Annotated in this window: 16 protein-coding genes and 1 pseudogene; 14 read left to right on the top strand and 3 right to left on the bottom strand. The window is 41.2% G+C overall.

Annotation, left to right across the window (positions count from 1 at the left end):
* Window positions 1–56: 56 nt before the first annotated feature.
* The 8 genes and pseudogenes from MKX30_RS06490 to xerA all read left to right on the top strand — a co-directional run bounded on the left by MKX30_RS06490 (window position 57) and on the right by xerA (window position 11,256).
* The gene (locus MKX30_RS06490) at window positions 57–1,049 is read left to right on the top strand and encodes a hypothetical protein (RefSeq protein WP_069081133.1); all 993 of its coding nucleotides are present in this window, start codon (window positions 57–59) and stop codon (window positions 1,047–1,049) included.
* Window positions 1,049–2,137: a hypothetical protein gene (locus MKX30_RS06485; RefSeq protein WP_341062601.1), complete on the top strand. Its 1,089-nt coding sequence runs from the start codon at window positions 1,049–1,051 to the stop codon at window positions 2,135–2,137. Before MKX30_RS06490 ends, MKX30_RS06485 begins: the two co-directional genes overlap by 1 nt.
* Before the next feature lie 81 nt (window positions 2,138–2,218).
* Window positions 2,219–3,172, top strand: coding sequence for an ADP-ribosylglycohydrolase family protein (locus MKX30_RS06480; protein WP_069081179.1), 954 nt, complete (start codon window positions 2,219–2,221; stop codon window positions 3,170–3,172).
* Window positions 3,173–3,335: 163 nt separating this feature from the next.
* Complete coding sequence (locus MKX30_RS06475) at window positions 3,336–4,256, top strand: hypothetical protein (protein WP_076295497.1); 921 nt, start codon at window positions 3,336–3,338, stop codon at window positions 4,254–4,256.
* Between the two features lie 220 nt (window positions 4,257–4,476).
* Window positions 4,477–6,864: a polyprenyl synthetase family protein gene (locus tag MKX30_RS06470; protein ID WP_341062600.1), complete on the top strand. Its 2,388-nt coding sequence runs from the start codon at window positions 4,477–4,479 to the stop codon at window positions 6,862–6,864.
* A 146-nt stretch (window positions 6,865–7,010) separates the two neighbouring features.
* A complete protein-coding gene (locus MKX30_RS06465; protein ID WP_053325849.1) occupies window positions 7,011–7,550 on the top strand; it encodes a CueP family metal-binding protein in 540 nt (179 codons plus the stop codon).
* Between the two features lie 284 nt (window positions 7,551–7,834).
* On the top strand, window positions 7,835–9,898 hold the full coding sequence (locus tag MKX30_RS06460) for a methyl-accepting chemotaxis protein (RefSeq protein ID WP_341062598.1): 2,064 nt from the start codon (window positions 7,835–7,837) through the stop codon (window positions 9,896–9,898).
* 218 nt (window positions 9,899–10,116) lie between these two features.
* Window positions 10,117–11,256: pseudogene (gene xerA, locus MKX30_RS06455) on the top strand (site-specific tyrosine recombinase/integron integrase).
* Window positions 11,257–11,381: 125 nt separating this feature from the next.
* Here the strand turns inward: xerA and MKX30_RS06450 are convergent.
* Together MKX30_RS06450 and MKX30_RS06445 are read right to left on the bottom strand one after the other, a co-directional pair.
* Window positions 11,382–11,792: a hypothetical protein gene (locus tag MKX30_RS06450; RefSeq protein WP_341062596.1), complete on the bottom strand. Its 411-nt coding sequence runs from the start codon at window positions 11,790–11,792 to the stop codon at window positions 11,382–11,384.
* A gap of 7 nt (window positions 11,793–11,799) precedes the next feature.
* Window positions 11,800–12,108, bottom strand: coding sequence for a hypothetical protein (locus MKX30_RS06445; RefSeq protein WP_341062595.1), 309 nt, complete (start codon window positions 12,106–12,108; stop codon window positions 11,800–11,802).
* A 307-nt stretch (window positions 12,109–12,415) separates the two neighbouring features.
* Here MKX30_RS06445 and MKX30_RS06440 point away from each other — a divergent pair, with 307 nt between their 5' ends.
* The 3 genes from MKX30_RS06440 (at window position 12,416) to MKX30_RS06430 (ending at window position 14,255) form a co-directional block, all read left to right on the top strand.
* On the top strand, window positions 12,416–12,832 hold the full coding sequence (locus MKX30_RS06440) for a DUF2569 family protein (protein ID WP_075154548.1): 417 nt from the start codon (window positions 12,416–12,418) through the stop codon (window positions 12,830–12,832).
* A 241-nt stretch (window positions 12,833–13,073) separates the two neighbouring features.
* The gene (locus MKX30_RS06435) at window positions 13,074–13,463 is read left to right on the top strand and encodes an HIT family protein (RefSeq protein WP_075154547.1); all 390 of its coding nucleotides are present in this window, start codon (window positions 13,074–13,076) and stop codon (window positions 13,461–13,463) included.
* Between the two features lie 213 nt (window positions 13,464–13,676).
* Window positions 13,677–14,255 (top strand): hypothetical protein, encoded by a 579-nt coding sequence (locus tag MKX30_RS06430; protein ID WP_075154546.1) that lies wholly within the window; start codon window positions 13,677–13,679, stop codon window positions 14,253–14,255.
* A 357-nt stretch (window positions 14,256–14,612) separates the two neighbouring features.
* Here MKX30_RS06430 and MKX30_RS06425 read toward each other — a convergent pair whose 3' ends face one another.
* Complete coding sequence (locus MKX30_RS06425) at window positions 14,613–15,038, bottom strand: exosporium protein C (protein WP_075154545.1); 426 nt, start codon at window positions 15,036–15,038, stop codon at window positions 14,613–14,615.
* 488 nt (window positions 15,039–15,526) lie between these two features.
* Between MKX30_RS06425 and MKX30_RS06420 the strand changes: the two genes are divergently transcribed.
* The 3 genes from MKX30_RS06420 (at window position 15,527) to MKX30_RS06410 (ending at window position 17,458) form a co-directional block, all read left to right on the top strand.
* Window positions 15,527–16,120 carry a hypothetical protein gene (locus tag MKX30_RS06420; RefSeq protein WP_068942221.1) on the top strand — a complete coding sequence of 198 codons (594 nt, stop codon included), beginning with the start codon at window positions 15,527–15,529 and terminating at the stop codon, window positions 16,118–16,120.
* Between the two features lie 192 nt (window positions 16,121–16,312).
* Complete coding sequence (locus tag MKX30_RS06415; RefSeq protein ID WP_341062593.1) at window positions 16,313–16,705, top strand: hypothetical protein; 393 nt, start codon at window positions 16,313–16,315, stop codon at window positions 16,703–16,705.
* A gap of 303 nt (window positions 16,706–17,008) precedes the next feature.
* Window positions 17,009–17,458: a GNAT family N-acetyltransferase gene (locus tag MKX30_RS06410; protein ID WP_028542551.1), complete on the top strand. Its 450-nt coding sequence runs from the start codon at window positions 17,009–17,011 to the stop codon at window positions 17,456–17,458.
* Window positions 17,459–17,519 lie beyond the last annotated feature (61 nt).

The following is a 17,519-nucleotide window of genomic DNA, read 5'->3' as shown; positions in this document are numbered from 1 at the left end:
GAAAATGTTTTGTGCTTAGTTTAATATGCTCAGGCTTACTTGTAAGGAGGATAAGTATGTCATTTTCTAAAATATACGATTACAAATTAAGAGCTTATTTTAATGAGCGAATTTCTGATTTAAGTCATGAATATCTATTTTATTCTTATCCCGATCAAGAGCAAAATTTAAGAATATTAACCCTGAATATAAACGAGCAGGATTATGTTTCTCTAGTGCGATGGCATGATCTGTTTGACAGGTCGCTATTTACAAAAATGGATCATGTCATTCGAAGCGAACTGGATGCTGAACGCCTGGTTCGATTGCTTTCGTTCATTTTTAATGTTTTTGATATACATAAAGATGTTGCTTATAGGAGAAAAAACTTATTTTGTTTTTATTATCAATATCAAGTTTCACATCTAAGAGAGAGAGGCAATGAATTCACGTTTGCTCAGGACAGACTACTTTTCCTCCAACATCTTTTATTTGAACTGGGTTTAGGTGACGACATTTATGATCGTCTAACGATTGAAAATAATAGGATCATGTACAGAATGGAAGACGCACAATATTATGATCTGCACATTCTTATTAACATTTTGCATGAACATATTAACAAAAGTAAGATGGATATGGATACACAAGCAGCGCTGGAAAAAATAAAATTTTTACAAGGCCAATGGGTCAACTTTATGCTGGGTAGTCATGATGTATATGATTTTCCATTCGATGATTTCAACAAACCATTTGTAGAAGCAACGATGTTTATGCAAGCCTACAAATCTAATAAAAATAGGGTATTAGAGGTGCTGATAGACTGTATCAATGAGCATCAATCTCCAACAGAGCAGTTCATCTCCCATTTGATCTTGATGAATTACTCCTATTTTGTTCTCAAAAGAGATCCTAGTGAAATTACATATCTTAAGTTGTTTTGCAAGAAAAAACCGGGAGTTTTTATGAAAGTATTGACTGCATTGCTTGATATCAGATTTTTTGTTGATAAATCCAGCTTCACAAATGTGGGTATAGATTATTATTTATCTAGAGTAAAAGGGGTTTAATGATGCCATTCCATCACGTTTCTTTACCTGATTTACCACCGTCTATCGGACGCCTTACAGCCATTCATCCACTAAAGGGTGACTCTCAGGAAAGCATAACCCTGCTGGCACTAAACACACAAGCAGAACTGTGGAGACTAGAACTTCGGTCTGGCAGCGCAGAATTGTGCACACGTATTTGTATTCCTGATTTTAATCCCATGCAACCTGTCCAAATGGTTACCAGTTCTGACGGCAGCTACGTAGCTATCTCCAATCGTTTTGGACGGCATGCGGCAGTTTATGATTTAGTCCATGCTCAAGAAAAAATGCAATTATCACGGGACGAATATCACTACGATAAAAGTATGTTTCCCCTGGCATTTGTACACCAAGATGGTGCATGCATTCTTGTTCATGGGAAGGAATGGAACCGGCTTGACCTGACGGATATAGAAACAGGCATGCTTTTGACAGCAAGGCCTACCCCTGTTTATAACAGCGACAGCAAAAATGAACATTATCTAGATTATTTTCATGGGAGGCTGCTGATTTCACCAGGGGGAAAGTGGATTGCGGATACGGGATGGGTGTGGGCTCCGATTGGAGTGGTCCGAACTTGGTCGTTATCGGATTGGCTGCTGAATCCATGGGCATCGGAGAAGGGGCCGTCGGTTCGCGATCTTTGGCAAACCATAGATTGGGATGGGCCAGTGTGCTGGACAGGACCCGATACATTGGCGGTTTGGGGACAGATGGATGCTGATTTACTGGAGGAGGAAGATTGGGGAGAGGAAGGAGTTGAACCGGCTGTTGTCCTATTCGATATGACCCAGCCAGGGTACCGACGTGTGCTTCCAGCGATTCCATCTCTAAATTGTGAGCCTGTTGAAGACGGGACTTTTCCTTTTCCCCAAGCGGATATGGCCATTTGTGGTGACCGATTATTCTTATGGGGAAAAGGAGTCTCGCTTCAGGTATGGCGGCTTTCAAGCGGTGTGCGGGAATATGTAGATACGGAGCGGTTTCCACTCGTTTACCATCAAGAAGCAGGAATTTTCATTGAATTGAAACCGGATAGCCGCTGTAAAGCCTTAAGCTACGAATAAATGGCAGTGTCGGGCTTCCTTCCTGGCGAGATGGGAAAATATGCATTAGTTATTACATTTGAAAAGGGGCGTAAAACCAAAATGGCACTTATCAAGGATCGTTTTTTGGGATGCCTGGTTGGGCTGGCAGTGGGTGATGCTTTGGGAACCACTGTGGAATTCAGCAGTCCAGGTACATTTGAACCTGTAACGGATATCGTGGGCGGCGGTGTCTTTGGGTTAAAGCCGGGGCAGTGGACGGACGATACGTCGATGGCGCTCTGCTTGGCCGAGAGTATGGTGCGAAAAGATGGCTTTGATCCGGCAGACCAAATGCGCCGATACACCAATTGGTACCACTTGGGGTATATGAGCAGCACGGGAACGTGCTTTGATATCGGTGGTGCAACGAGAACAGCACTGCATCGCTTCGAAGCTACCGGAGATCCGTACAGTGGGTCCGTTGACCCCATGACTGCCGGCAATGGCTCTATTATGAGGCTTGCACCTGTGGCTATGGCCTATGCGAACCGTCCGAAAGAGGCGGTGATGTACGCTGAGATGAGCTCGCGAACCACCCATGGAGCAGTCGAAAGTGTGGAGGCCTGTGCTGTGCTTGCTTCAATCCTTGTGGCAGGTTTGCGAGGAGCGGACAAAGAATCCATGTTATCGGTGGACGTCTGTTATAAGTGGCGGCAGGACGAGCCCGCTTATTCGGCAGCCATTGAAGAAATAATTCGGGGATCTTACCGGTATAAAGAGCCGCCCGAAATACAAGGAACCGGGTATGTCATTCGTTCCCTTGAGGCTGCGTTGTGGGCATTCCACCATTCGACTTCATTTGAAGAGGGAGCACTGCTGGCAGTGAATCTGGGGGATGATGCTGATACGACTGGGGCGGTGTACGGGCAAATTGCAGGAGCTTATTACGGAATAAGCGGTATCCCGAGTCGTTGGCGCGAGAAGCTGGCGATGAAGGAGACAATAGATGAGCTGACTGAGGCTTTATGGCAGAAGGTCGAGAAGGACCAAACCCTCCAAGGGGAACATCTATAAAGATCAAGCTGGGCTGCTTTTCTTATAAAGCAGAGCCCAGCTTGTTTTTTTTTGTTTGCTATATCGCCATACTTCCGCCCTACTCAGCAACATGCCGTTATGACAAAATGAGTTCAATACAAATAACACCTCACTTTTTTGACCTTTCAGAGGAGGAATTACCTTGTCACATCCACATAAACAGCTTCATTCATTTGTTGATATTTCCAACGATATAAAAGGATTTGAGATCGTTTCGACCCAATTTGGCCCTGATGGGCGCGTGTATATTTTGCTGATTGATAAAGTCCCAGAACGAGTGCGGGGGATGTTCACGCCTGCCTCATTGAAAGACAGACATACTTACAAGGTACTCATCCTAGACGATCACATTCAAGAAGTGTGTGTGGAGGGGCAGCAGTTCAACTATCATTATGTACAGCCTCTAAAAAATCATTTGTTACTCGTCGGAGCACGGTGCCATTATTACGGACCTGGTCAATACGATCTAAATGGTAAAATCCTTGATTATGAAGGTCATACCGTCAATGAGATGTTGCTTGGAGACGGCATCCAGAGTGTTCAGGTAACAGAAGAAGGTACGATCTGGACCAGTTATTTTGACGAAGGTATATTTGGCAATTATGGTTGGGTTGAGCCTGTTGGGTCCTCCGGTCTTGTCGCCTGGAATGAAAAGGGAGATAAAATATATGAGAACCAAGCAGCAGCCATTGATGATTGCTATGCATTAAACGTAGTCAGCGAACAGGAAATCTGGTTTTATTACTATTCAGACTTTTCATTAGGACGTATTTCCGGTAGTGACCACACGAATATTACGTTAATGAATCCGAGGATTTCTGGCTGCTCTGGGGTGGCTACAGATGGATATCACTTTTTATTCGATGGCGGGTATGGAAAGAGTGGACAATATGTCCTGAAAAAGAATGTGAAGCCAGGTAGTTTGAGCAAAGGGCAAAACATCCGTTTTTTAAATGACGATCAAGAGTTTCTTCAGCCGCACGAACAGGATTTCAGAAAAAACCGCCTGCTGCTCCGTGAAGGTTCTCTGTTGTACCAGGTGGCGATAGAAGAGTTATTATAAAAACCCACGTCAGACGTGGGTTTTTTTGTTGATTGGAAGTAATTTGAGCCTATATTCTTGTTTTAAATTCATGGATATTGCCAAAGAGGGGGTATCGATAAGCAGCATGATAATTTCGTAACCTTACAGTTTTTTTTCCGTATAAAGATAAAAACATGATCCAAGTTCGTTCCCTCAGGGAGAAATGCAACCATGTTTAACAAAATGAGAAGTTGAGGTAATGCATTATATGAATGAAAAATTACAAGCCAATACAGGATATCAGCTGGCTGAGCGGAAGGCGATTCAGTATTTTGCATTACTGTATGATCAGGTCTTAGACAAATCTTATGTGACCACCCTGACAGAAGACATTCAAAAGTGGAAAAAAAATCATATTCATCATTCCTCATGGTTATCCTTTTTTTCACGGAGAAAGAGAAAACCTGATACTCGGGACTATAATAGATACATTCAATGGCTGAATTATACAGGCAAATTGGATGATTATCTGGACCGAAGTGTCTCCTATATTTATATGAGGGACCTAGGCAAAGCTCTGAATTCTCCTGACACACATACCCGGATTCAGCGTGTCATTGCAGACGTAAAAAAACACTTGATCCAATCCACCAGTGCAAACGGGGGAGACCAACCGGAATTTATGAATTTGGCCGGGGTGTATCGGTGGGCCCAGAGGGAAGGTATAGAAACCGCGATAATTTGGGTGATCAACAAACTTAGGTCCGTATCCTCCCATATTCCCATGGAGATGGATGCCGAGCAAGCCCAGCGCAAACTGATTAAGATCATTATCGGGGTTATTCTGCATGTGATGGAAGAAATGGACGATACAGTGTTGCCTGTGGAACGTGCTCGCAGACTTGATGAAGCCATCAGGCTTGGGTACTCCTATGGTCTAACCTATCCTTTCATTGATGATCTTCTCGATTCCCAGGTTTTGACGGTTGAAGAAAAAGAACAATATTCCCGTATGATACGTGCCGCGCTTCTTAGTGGATCTGTGCCTGAGTTGGGCGATTGGACCGGAAATCATATGGAGTTGATTCAATACATACATTCGGAGCTCTCGGATGCATTTGAGTATATTAAGGAACATCAGCGGCCAGACACACAGCAAACATTTTTCGAGCAGTCCTATGTTTTTTTTCATGCTCAAGATATTGACCGTGTTAAGGACCTAACGCGAGTTACTTATACCAATGAAGAGCTTTATATACCCGTTATTTTGAAGTCCTCTTCGTCCCGATTGATTGTCCGTTCCGTGATTAGTGTTCCTGCGGATGAGGGTTTTGAGCAACGAACATTCTTTTATGGCATCTATAACCAGCTTGCTGATGATTTTGCGGATATGGTTGACGATATGAGAGACGGTGCGGTAACACCCTATACCTACTATTTAAAATATCATCATCAGAGACCTGATCTTATCAATCCCTTTGAATTATACTGGGCGGTTATTTCCTATTTGATCCATAACGTATATGACTCCGATACCATGGCTCGTGAGGTGATACTGGATCGTGCAATGAATGGACTCAAACGTTATAAAGAACGTGTAGGTATTGAAAAGTATAATGAAACGATGGAGATCTTTGCATCCGGAAATCCGGAATTTAATAATCTCATTCAGAAGATGGTACAAAAAGCGGATGATGTAGATTTCTTAGATAAGCTGCTTCGGGACCAGATGATTACCCATCTGAAAAACGATGCGAGGGAAAAGGAAGACTTTTTCAATACGGTCAAAATGGTCCGTGAGCAGATTAACAACCAATTGAAAATTACCAAGCCTCAAGGGATTCCAGCCATGAAAGAACAGCTTATTGAGGCTGCAAATTACAGTCTCGAAGGGGACGGGAAGCGGATACGGCCTATATTGACTTGGGTCATGGGCGTGAACGAATATGGATTAGATGCATCGGCAATCGTGCCTCTTCTGAGATCACTGGAGTATATGCATACCGCATCTCTGATCTTTGATGATCTTCCTTCCCAGGATAATGCGTCTACCCGTAGAGGGCGTCAGACCTTGCATCAGGTGCACAATAGCGCCACCGCGGAACTAACCGGTCTGTATCTGATCCAGAAGGCGATTGGGGAACAATCGTCACTTGACCAGTTCAATGCTGAAACGGTGCTTGCCTTGATACAATACTCGGCCCAGAAAGCAGAAGATATGTGTATGGGGCAGGCGATGGATCTGGATTCCAAAGGAAAGGCACTGACCTTGGAGCAGCTGAATATGGTGTGCTTTTACAAAACAGGAGTGGCGTTTGAGGCTTGTCTGGTTATGCCAGCCATGCTTGCACAGGTCAAGGAGTCGGAAATTGCTGCTTTGAAGAAATTTGCCTATCATATGGGGATTGCTTTTCAGATTAAAGATGATTTACTTGATGTGGAAGGAGATATGCTCTTACTCGGAAAACCTGTTGGCCAAGATTCTGATAATAACAATTCGAATTTCGTGTCCATCCTCGGTCTTGAAGGTGCCAGTAAAGAGATGTGGGAACACTATTGCCTCGCTATGGAAGCATTGGAAGAGATCCCACGTAATATTGCTTTTCTGAAGCACTTAATACATTATGTCGTGAACAGGGACCGTTAAAAACGAGTGTACCCCAATGCTCCACAAGAGTAATGGGGTATTTTTACGTTGAATGTGAATATCTGGTGACTTCAGCACCCCATTTTGCCCATTATGGTGCATTCTCCCTTATAATAATACAAAATAGACGAGGAGATGAACTCCAGATGAAAAAAGGAATCTTGGTCGCTTCAGGGTTGGTTGTTGCCGCATTGGGGACGTACCTAATTGCAGGAAATATTCAGAGAGAAGGAGCGGAAAAGCTCGGGACAACAGATATCAAGCAATTGGTGCATGATATCAGTGCAGGCAAGGCAACAGCCCAGTCCGCTTCCATTAATTCCAGTCAGTTGATTGTCACAGGGGACGATACTCAGACCATGAATTATGATTTGCCTGACAACGAGTTTTTTGTTTCGATTGCACCATATGTGGAACAGACCCACCCTTGTGCAACTCATAGTCTAACGGGCTGCCAAGGCGAAATAAAAAACGGAGCGTTCAATGTGACCGTTCACGACTCCGAAGGGAAAGTCATCATGGAGAATGCCGCCATGAAATCACAATCCAATGGTTTTATTGATCTATGGCTACCGAGGGATAAAACATACCGCATTAGCGTGAATCATGAAGGTAAAACGGCTGAAACTGAATTCTCTACATATGAGAAAAACGATACGTGTATCACAACGATGCAGTTGGGTTAACGACGGAGGATGAGGGTTGAGCTTACGGATCGCTGAAACGCTCTAAATCCGCAAAACTCTGCGTTCTCATATATAGCTTTTAGTAAAGAGCCTACGTCTGACGGAGGCTCTTTGTGCTGCCCTAATCTTTTGCTGGAGTTACCGAACAGGTTGGGAGGGAATCTATGAGGAATCAGATAGCGAAACTTTAAATTGTGTATACTAAAAACCTATTAAAACAACTGCAAACTTCCGACATATTATCTAAGAGCTTTTCGCTCAATATTCCTCGGGGAGATGGCAGCATGTCACAAAATATTAAGAAGCGCGTAGTTAGATCATCCAGCATCGCCAACACATTGGCCATGGTCTTGTTAGTCATTATCGTTGTCGTCTTTGCAACCTTGGGGACGTTCATGTTTGCAAGCACGCAAAGCATACTTGTCAAGCAGCAAGAGGCCATGCTCCAGACCAAGACGCAGGCCGTTGTCACTCAATTCGATGCGTTGTTTAAGGAAAAGGGATCGCTTGTCAAACAAATGTCAACGAACAATCTTTTTAAGCAATATTTAGAAAACACCCCATCGGCAGAAATGGTGAAAACTTCTCCTTATGCTGCGGAAACAGTAGCGACTCTGGCAGCCATTGTAAAGGCAGAGCCATCTTTTGCCGACGCCTGGATTGCAGGAATATCTGGTAAAGGCTTCTTTCTTCAGAATGATGGTGTTGCTTCTAAACCGGATTTTGATATCCATACACGCCCATACTTCAAGCCAGCTGTTGAAGCAGACGGTTTATACTACTCAGAACCCTATAAGGACGTCAATTCGGGTAATGTGCTCATGGGCATTTTCTATCCGATTAAAGATAGCAGTAACCAATTAATCGGATTTGCTGCAGTTGATATTGCTTTCAAAGACATCCCTGCCGTTATGCAAAGCTATTCGCTTGGAAGCACAGGTTATTCGATTCTTGCGTCCAAAACAGGTGATATTTTGTATCACCCCGATCAAAATAAAGTGCTGAAAGAAAAGATTAACGAAAGCACAGGTGATCTTGGGGAGATTGGAAAGAAAATGATTGCTGGTGAGTCCGGAGTACAGCTAATTAATGATAATGGGGAACCTCGTTATATTGGGTATGCAACCAGTAAAGATACGGGGTGGTCTGTAGGCTTAACCATTTCTGAAGAAGAGGTGCTCACAGAATTAAAAACCTTTACCTGGCTTACCATTGGCGGTTTTGCGGCAGCCACCATCCTGCTTGTTGTGATTTGTTATATAACGCTCCGTTATCTGTTGAGATCAATCCCGAAATTGCTTGCAAAAATCAAGCTGATTGAAAATGGAGATTTGACCGTTCAGTTTGATACGCAATCCAACAATGAAATCGGGCAAATTTCTCAAGGGATTTACAATATGGTTCAAAAAATTCAAGGCATGCTCCAAATGGTGGGCGGCTCAGCTCAAGTCTTGAATCAGTCTTCTCATGATTTGCAATCCATTTCTTCCAGAACCGCGATCACGATGAACGATACGGCGACAGCAATTAATGAGATTGCCAATGCAACGAACTACCAATCCATCGAAACGGATAACATTTTACAAAAAACCGGAGCATTATCCGGCCAAATTGACGAAATTGCCAATGATGCCAAAGCCATCGAAACGATGGTGCAAATCTCTGCTGAGCAAAGCGGACAGGGGCTTGCGGTAGTAGATCAGTTATCCAGATGGGCGGAAGAAAATCACAATTCCACACAAGCGATGTCGTCTATTATTCAGGAGATTGATCTGAGCCGTCATGAGATTTCCAGCATCGTCGATACGGTCAACCAAATTGCAACGCAGACCAACCTGCTGGCGCTCAATGCTTCCATTGAAGCTGCACGTGCAGGAGAACAGGGCAAAGGGTTTGCTGTTGTTGCCGGGGAGGTTCGCAAGCTGGCTGAGCAGACTGCACTGGCGACACAGGAAATCTACAAGAAGGTCCGTGTCATCGAAGAAAAAACCAGTGTATCAGTTGAGCATACGGTTCACGGTCTGAAAATTGCAGAAGAAAACGCGAGATCGGTGGAGGACACGAAGCAAGTATTCTTTAGCATTAACAAGGATTTGGAAGATTTGAAATTGCGAATGATCCAGATCAGCACGAACACTTCCAAAGTCCACAAGCACAAAGATGAGATTTTACAGGCGCTGGAGATCATCTCTTCTACCACAGAAGAGAATTCCGCTTCAACCGAAGAGGTTAGCGCCAGCACGCAGGAACAATTGGAGAGCTTTGAACAGGTTGCTGAACTATCCAAACAATTAAACCAATTGTCCAATAAGCTTCAAGACGAATTAAAACAGTTCAAGGTCGAGTAACATGGTAGGTGGCGGCGATGCTATGGGATGATGTGACGGAGGAACTGGACAAATAAAGGTAAGACATTTTATGATAATGTAAATTGGACTTAATGGATCAATAATTTACTCTTAAAGAATCAGGGACTTAAGATGAATATCCATCTTAAGTCCCTTTTTTTGTGTAAAATTAGATTTCCAACTTTTTGAACGGCTGATATACTAAGGAGGCAAGTGAGATGAAGATAAACCTACTTTATCGGGATGAAAAAACGATCGGCGTACGGTTGGAGCGATACGGAGTCAAGGAGCGAGAAGGGATTCGATCCATACCGAGCAGGAAATGGGTTCCAGACGAAAAAATATGGACCATTCCTTACAGTATCTCGGCTGTAGAAAGCATGTTGGAAGCGTATCGGAGCTGCAAGTTCGAGTGCGACGAGCGCTTGAATAAAGAGCTGCCGTTCATCCGGGAATGGCTGGATCGGCGGGACACGCAGGCTAATGCGGTTCCCTCTTCTTCGGAACGAGGTGAATGGAACCCGGATCAGCGGCAAGAAATGCGCGATGCATTGGTGGCAAGGGGCTACAGCAGCAAGACGATTAAAGCATACATATCGCAAACGGAACGCTTTTTTGCAAGATTGCAAGGGACCGAAGCAAGCATAAATGATGCGACGGTGCAAAAATATGCGTTGGCGCTGCTCGAAAAAGGCCTTTCGCACGCTTATGTTAACCAAGCGATCAGCGCGCTGAAATTTTACTTTCGCCATGTGCTAAAGCAGCCCAAATCCGCCGCCTATGTTCGTCCGAAAAAGGAGAGTAAACTGCCAGATGTGCTGTCCCTGAATGAGGTTATGCGTCTGTTGAAAGCAGTGAAAAATCTAAAGCATAAGGCTATTTTGTACCTGACGTATACATCCGGGCTGCGGGTAAGCGAAGTGGTGAGGTTGCGTCTTGAAGACTGCGACCGTGAACGGAAAGTACTGAAAGTTCGTCAGGGAAAGGGCAGGAAGGATCGGCAAACGCTGCTATCCGAAGTGGCTTTTGCGGTGGTCGAGCAGTATATAGGGGTGGAGCAGCCAGCAGACTGACTGTTTCCTGGGCAGAGGGAAGGCCGCCACCTGACGGAACGTTCAGCGCAGAAAGTGTTTGAAAAAGCGCTGGCTGAAGCGGGCATTCGCAAACAGGTGAGTATCCATTCGCTAAGGCATTCCTTTGCGACCCACTTGCTGGAGAATGGGATTGATCTTCGCTATATTCAGGAACTGCTAGGGCATCAGAGTGTGCGAACGACGGAGCGGTATACACATGTGAGCAGACGGGACATTGGGCGGATTCAAAGTCCGTTGGATCGGATGAGCGCGCTGGAGGATTGAAACGCAGAAAGTGCCGGAATAAGGAGAAAAGTGCAGGATTCACGAAGTTCGTGAATATGACAAAGAGAGTATTCTTTCGGAAGTTCGTAAATAATACGTTATCTGAAAGAAACGCAATAGTATTACTAAGTTCCAAGGCTCTTGAAATCTATACTACTATTCTTCTTCAACTTTGCTTCAGCAGAAAGTTTTTCCTGGAGAGCCTTTTGTTTCTCAATTTTATCATTCCATGATACATATAATTTAATGATGTTAGTAAATCCTTCTCCTTGAGATAAGCAAATAACTGGTAGTAATTTTTTTATAGAATTACAATATGTATTTCCAATCGAAGAATAAGCAACATCCGAGTCCGCAACTTGGGAGGTGAAGAATACTGAAAAAGCTTCAATAGAATTTAGGGCACTCAGTATCTCTGTTGTAATGCTTATTATCTTATCTCTTTCCTTTGAGTTATATTTGTTTTCAATTAACAATTTTTTATCCTGAAATATTATCTTAGTCTCTCCGAAAGTAGTTATGCCTTTTTCTTTCATCTTATCATCAATGAGATCTAACTTTGGAAACTATCACTTCTAAATAGTAAGAGCATTGTTCAGCTGCTAATTTATATGCTTCCCTTTTTGCATTCATTTTTGCGGAGTTTCTGGCAATACTTAATTGTTGTAACCCAATGATTGCGATAATAAATAGCAATGATGATGTGATGAAATATGTAATCTCTAGTACACTTCTGAATGTCGAAGATGGATAAGTCTTAAGATCAAATTGCATTGCTAGGTAGATAAACATTGAAACCAATATCACTGGAATACTTGAAAAGTAGAGTGTTTTTGATTTAAGGATTTTCATTAATATTCTCCTTTATTTGGCGATAACATTATTCTACATGATTATTCATTTTTTTACAATACTAGAGTGTGTATCTCGAAGAGGACATTTCCATCAGATAACAACGCATTCACGCTGTTGGGCCGGTCGGCCCCTTGGTCGTCAGGAGCATTTTCATGGGAGAGGATTCAGGCGACACATCCGCACCACCTAAGCGCAGTCGCGCCCGGCCCGTTGGGCCTTAAGGTGGTGGGACGTCGTGAATGCAACAACGTTATCTGAAACCAATGCTCAATGCAAATAAAAGACAAAAATTAAGGAGCCAATAATGCAATTATCTCAGAATAGTATGAGTGGAATTAAAGGCGGGCTGCTTTTCTTTGTGATCTATTCTTTTTATCTACTTATAAGTAATTTAATAGGTCTTTATTTCGAATTTTATATTTATATGTTAGTTGGAACAATTGGTTGGAATCTTGCTAGAACTATTTCTGTCGGAATATATTTATTTTCTGAAGTCTTAATTATTGTTTCTCTAGTGCTTATATTGAAGAAGAAAAGGAAAGGACCAAATATAATAATTCAAATTGAAATAATCACTATAATATTTGGATTTTTAAACTTCATTCTCACAATTAACAAAATAGATGAACTCCCAAGTTTAATCTCTACAATTATTTTTGGATCAATATGGATTTTGTATTTTAAAAACTCAAAACGAGTCAAAGCAACATTTGAAAGTTAATCAAGAAGGCATTGGCATCAGATAACAAAATATTCACGCATCGGGCCATTCGGCCCTCGGTCCGGCAGAGACATTTTGGGGGAGTGGAAGCAGCCGGACAACCCTGCACTGGCTAAGTCCGTCGGACCCGGCGCGTTCGCTCCTTAAGCCAGTGAGGGTTCGTGAATACAAGAACGTTAGGTGAAATATTCGAAGTGCGTTGAAAAGCATTTATAACCTTATTAACTTAAAGGAGATAGAAATGGAGAATTGCGAATACTGCAATATTACCTTAGAACACCAAAAAGTTTTAATAGAGAATGATCACTGCAAATACTTACAACTATTAAAACCTGAAATAGAAGGATCCGGAATAATAATACCTAAAGAACATCGAGAAACCGTATTTGATTTGAGTGAGGAAGAGTGGAATTCTACACTCTCATTATTAAAAGAAATAAAAGTAATTCTTGATAGAGATATAAAGCCTGATGGTTATAACGTGGGTTGGAACTGTGGGTCAGTTGGAGGACAACATGTATTTCATGCTCATATGCATGTCATACCTAGATTTTCAGATGAACCTTTTGCAGGAAAGGGAATTAGAAACTGGTTTAAGAGCCAAGAAAATAAACGAATAAGTGACAAATAAACTGTTTGATAATACAGGAAGACGAATAAATCGCCTAACATCGCATTTCTACTGCGGGGCGTTCGCCCCTTGGTCACCGGAGGTATCTCGAAGAAGAAGATTCAGGTGACACATTGATTTCCCTAAGATAAGAGCTATCTAAGGGAAGTCAACGTCAGGAATGCCCAAACGTTATACGAAACCCCTTAAATCAAAAAAAGGACATGAAAATATATGGATGAACACTTGAAACCTAATAGGGCAGAGCTTGAATTCTTAAATCTAGCGTACAATAGTTTTTATGATATTTTTGATGAAATATTTGAAGACTCATTTTGGGAGAAGGATGCTTATTATCGGTTCTCAAAAGTCAAAGATGCTTTTACAATCTATGCTGAATTATTGAATTATGAACCAATTAAGTGGGTAGTTGAAGAGATGAAAAAACGAAGACCTCCTTTGGAAGCCGAAATTGGAAGTGAACTATTTAAGTTTGTAAGAAATCTGTTTGCTCATTTTCCATTCTACAAAAATTGGGATGAAGTATGGGTAAGTAAGACACTATGTAATTGGGTTAGAGAGGGACAATCAATTGATCGATTTCTTAGGAAATATACTGGTCGTACTGAAGTGAAGTATAGATTCTGGGAAGCAGATAAAAAGAAAATGACATATTTAAGCATTAGGTTCTCAGATCAGTATACAGAGAATACAAGAATTTATTTAAAGGACATTTTAACTGAAACTGAAGGTGTCAAATTTTCTTTAATATTAATGAAGCAAATAATAGATACACAAGTGATCAAGGAATGATATGTAGACAATTCAAAGAGAAAGGGGCCTCGTATAACATTATATTCACGCATCGGGCATACGCCCTCGGTCCGGCAGAGGGATTTCGGGGAAGTAGAAGCAGCCGGACACACTTGGCATTCGCCAAGCGTCGTGAATACAGGAACGTTATAGGAAATCAGCAAAAGTAATTAATTGATGAATTAAACTAACGGGGCAGTTATGCTTAGTGAAAATGAGCAAAAGCAGCCCATCCTCTGACGAGGAACGAGCTGCTTATTACTTTTCTATCTCTTTTTCCATCTTGGAGTACCTATTCCTCAAAATTGAGATTTTTACAGGGCTATCATTCAAGTACTGAAAATTGCAAATATGGTATTAGGTTCTCGTTTTAACGGCTAACCCACTAAACGATACAGGCCCAACAACATCGGCTCTTGTATTTGCAGTAAGGTTTTCTGCTGTGACTGTGTAAACATGGGCGCCGGCTATTACATTTCTATCTTCCGCCTGGAATGTAACTGCATAATTTTGTTCAGAACCAGCAGATTCGATACCTTGTTGGGTGTTGAAAATCTCTCTTCCATCGCGGAAGATTCTAAAGAGTATTTGCGCAATGCCAGTGACACCTCGAACACCCACAGTTGCTACTAAATCTACCCGATTAGGTTGAGAATTGACTGGAATACGTAAAGTGATTGTTGCAAGGCGAGATCTTGCTGGTGAACGTCGGATAATAAAAGAGTTTGCTAAGTTGAATCTACGGCGCGGTTGTACGGCAGCTTTATCGAGAATACGTACCAAAATATCAACTCCTCTTGTTTGATATCTCCAAGATATGTTGGACATAAAGAGAATGATTGGACAATTATGTAAGATGCTTTGATTTGAATCAAATACATTATGAACAATGCTAAAGAGCAAATTACAGGTGGTGGTGAATAATTGTAAGGGGACGTACAAGAAATCCTAACCTACTACGTATTTCATGACTGTAACGTTACTAAATAATTATTATCCACCAAGGGCGCTTCAGGAGACATAGAATGACGTTAACGGGAAACGATAGTTAAAAAAATGATTTTGTATTTCGAAGAAGGCGCTGACATCCTATAACATAATATTCGCGCTGTGGCCGTTGGCCCTTGATCTGCCAGGAGTTTTTTCGAAGAAGAGGAGTCAGGCATATACATCCATTCCCCTAAGATAGGAACTATCTAAGGGAAATGGACGTCGCGAATACGAGAACGTTATACGCATGTTTCTAAAAAATTAATAAAGGAGATTGTAAGATGATTTGGAACTCCCACATTTGGAAAGCGGAATTAATTAAGGAATTGAGAAATTTCAAAAAATATCTCAAACAAATAAAATTCTCAAAATATGATACTGAACACTTTGTAATGGGGCTTGAGAAGTTTCATTTTCTTTGCAGTTTTATTATTAGAAAACTTGTTGAAAACGGAAAATTAAGTGATGAATTACTTTCGAAAAATTACAAGTGTGGAAAATATCAAAGAATACAAACTGAGAAAAAAATAGATTTTCTAAATCTTATTGATTACGGTGAATTCTACGATTTAATGAATTGTTCAAACAGTTCACTTACAATTAAACAAATGTGCAATTCATTTATACATAGTTTTATTTTCTTTCCAACGTTTGATGAAGAAAATGGAATGGAATATACAGGAGTATTTATAAATTCTGATTTTGATAAAGATAAGCATCTTTATCATATAGATTATGGAATTATTGTTGAAATGATAGATGATATAGTAAAAGACGATATTATCACTATTCAATTCGATAGAACAAGTGGAAAAGTTAGAAGATCTAAAGAGACAATTGAAGGGTATATCGACGAAGAGAAACACGGCGTATAACAATGTATTCAAGCAGTGGGCCATACGGCCCTTGGTCTGCCAGCAGCTAATACAAGGAAGTGAACTCAGACAGACACCCCTGCGAGGCTAAGTCCGCCGGATCCGGTCGCTTACGCTTCCTTAAGCCTTTCGGGGTTCAGGAATACAGGAACGTTATGTGTAATTATTGAAAAGATCATGGAGGGGAAATCTATGAAAAAGAAAGAATATAAAGATAGATTAATTGAATTACTTAATGAAGGAATTGAAGAACTAACAACAGACCAAGTAATCCACAAAACGAAATTATTGATTTTTGAATATGAGAAAAAAAAAGCGTATAGTACAGAAAATAAGAGGAGACCTTGGAGAGATGAAGAGTTAAGAGTAGTATTATCATTTGCACCAACTAAAGAAAACATACTGAAGTTGGCCAAAGGATTTAAACGTAGCTACGGGAGCATTGAACAAATTTTTAGATGGGCTGTAACCACCGATGAAGAGATTATAAATAAGGGAAGAGAAGATGATAGTTTTATAAAACAGATTAGAAGATTGTATAAAGAGATGGGGGAATATTCGTTAGTTTCGATGCTGGTGGAATAGTGGTTCAAATGATAGAAATAGAAATAACAGAAGAAGAGTCACTAAAAGCTCAGAAAAGTGAAAGAGATGCATATGAACTAATAATCAAACTACAAAACGAAAAAAGACCATATAAGAAAATTCGCTGATAAAAAAATTTGCAGATTGATTTTGAATGCATAGTGAAGAAGTTCGGTAACTTCTGATAACATAATATTCAAGCATAAGAATCCTCACGGAGCCTTAGCCTGTTGGGATGGAGTTCGAGGAGGCATTTCAGCAGACAACCCCGGAAAAAATAAAAAGACAATGGAGGTATGTTTGGTGCTGACATTAGAAAAAGCTAGAAAAAATGATGCACAAAAACTTGCTGAAATACAAAAGGCCAGTTTTGAGGATGAATCAAAGCATTTTAAGAATAACGAAACCGTTGGGCCAATAGGATATGACTCCATAAGTTGGCAAGAAGAGATGATGCAAAATTGCGAATATTTCAAGGTACTCTTTAATGGAGAAATAATCGGGGGTGCTATGATATTTGTAGAATGTAATCAAGTGCATAATCTAGGAAGAATCTTTATTGATCCAAATTTTAAAAATCAAGGAATCGGAACGAAGGTGATGGAGAAAATTGAAAGTAAATTTCCAGACAGCACTGAATGGTGGCTGGATACTCCTAGCTGGAGTGTGAAGAATCATCACTTCTATTCAAAGTGTGGGTTTACTAAGGTTAGAGAAGAAGGTGACTTATACATTTTTAAAAAGACTTTATAAACTTATGTAATGTACAAACGTTATGAGACATCAGTGCTGAGTGTTACCAAGAAGCTATTCA

The organism is Paenibacillus sp. FSL P2-0173, from assembly GCF_038008045.1.
In the GTDB taxonomy this organism is placed as follows: Bacteria; Bacillota; Bacilli; order Paenibacillales; family Paenibacillaceae; genus Paenibacillus; species Paenibacillus polymyxa_B.
This window is presented reverse-complemented; position numbering and strand designations above follow the sequence as displayed.

Coding starts and splice junctions, on each gene's coding strand:
- MKX30_RS06485 (WP_341062601.1), top strand. CDS start 1,049: ATGATGCCATTCCATCACGTTTCTTTACCTGATTTACCACCGTCTATC.
- MKX30_RS06450 (WP_341062596.1), bottom strand. CDS start 11,792: ATGAAAGAAAAAGGCATAACTACTTTCGGAGAGACTAAGATAATATTT.
- MKX30_RS06480 (WP_069081179.1), top strand. CDS start 2,219: ATGGCACTTATCAAGGATCGTTTTTTGGGATGCCTGGTTGGGCTGGCA.
- MKX30_RS06420 (WP_068942221.1), top strand. CDS start 15,527: ATGATTTGGAACTCCCACATTTGGAAAGCGGAATTAATTAAGGAATTG.
- MKX30_RS06470 (WP_341062600.1), top strand. CDS start 4,477: ATGCATTATATGAATGAAAAATTACAAGCCAATACAGGATATCAGCTG.
- MKX30_RS06445 (WP_341062595.1), bottom strand. CDS start 12,108: ATGAAAATCCTTAAATCAAAAACACTCTACTTTTCAAGTATTCCAGTG.
- MKX30_RS06415 (WP_341062593.1), top strand. CDS start 16,313: ATGAAAAAGAAAGAATATAAAGATAGATTAATTGAATTACTTAATGAA.
- MKX30_RS06430 (WP_075154546.1), top strand. CDS start 13,677: ATGGATGAACACTTGAAACCTAATAGGGCAGAGCTTGAATTCTTAAAT.
- MKX30_RS06460 (WP_341062598.1), top strand. CDS start 7,835: ATGTCACAAAATATTAAGAAGCGCGTAGTTAGATCATCCAGCATCGCC.
- MKX30_RS06440 (WP_075154548.1), top strand. CDS start 12,416: ATGCAATTATCTCAGAATAGTATGAGTGGAATTAAAGGCGGGCTGCTT.
- MKX30_RS06435 (WP_075154547.1), top strand. CDS start 13,074: ATGGAGAATTGCGAATACTGCAATATTACCTTAGAACACCAAAAAGTT.
- MKX30_RS06490 (WP_069081133.1), top strand. CDS start 57: ATGTCATTTTCTAAAATATACGATTACAAATTAAGAGCTTATTTTAAT.
- MKX30_RS06465 (WP_053325849.1), top strand. CDS start 7,011: ATGAAAAAAGGAATCTTGGTCGCTTCAGGGTTGGTTGTTGCCGCATTG.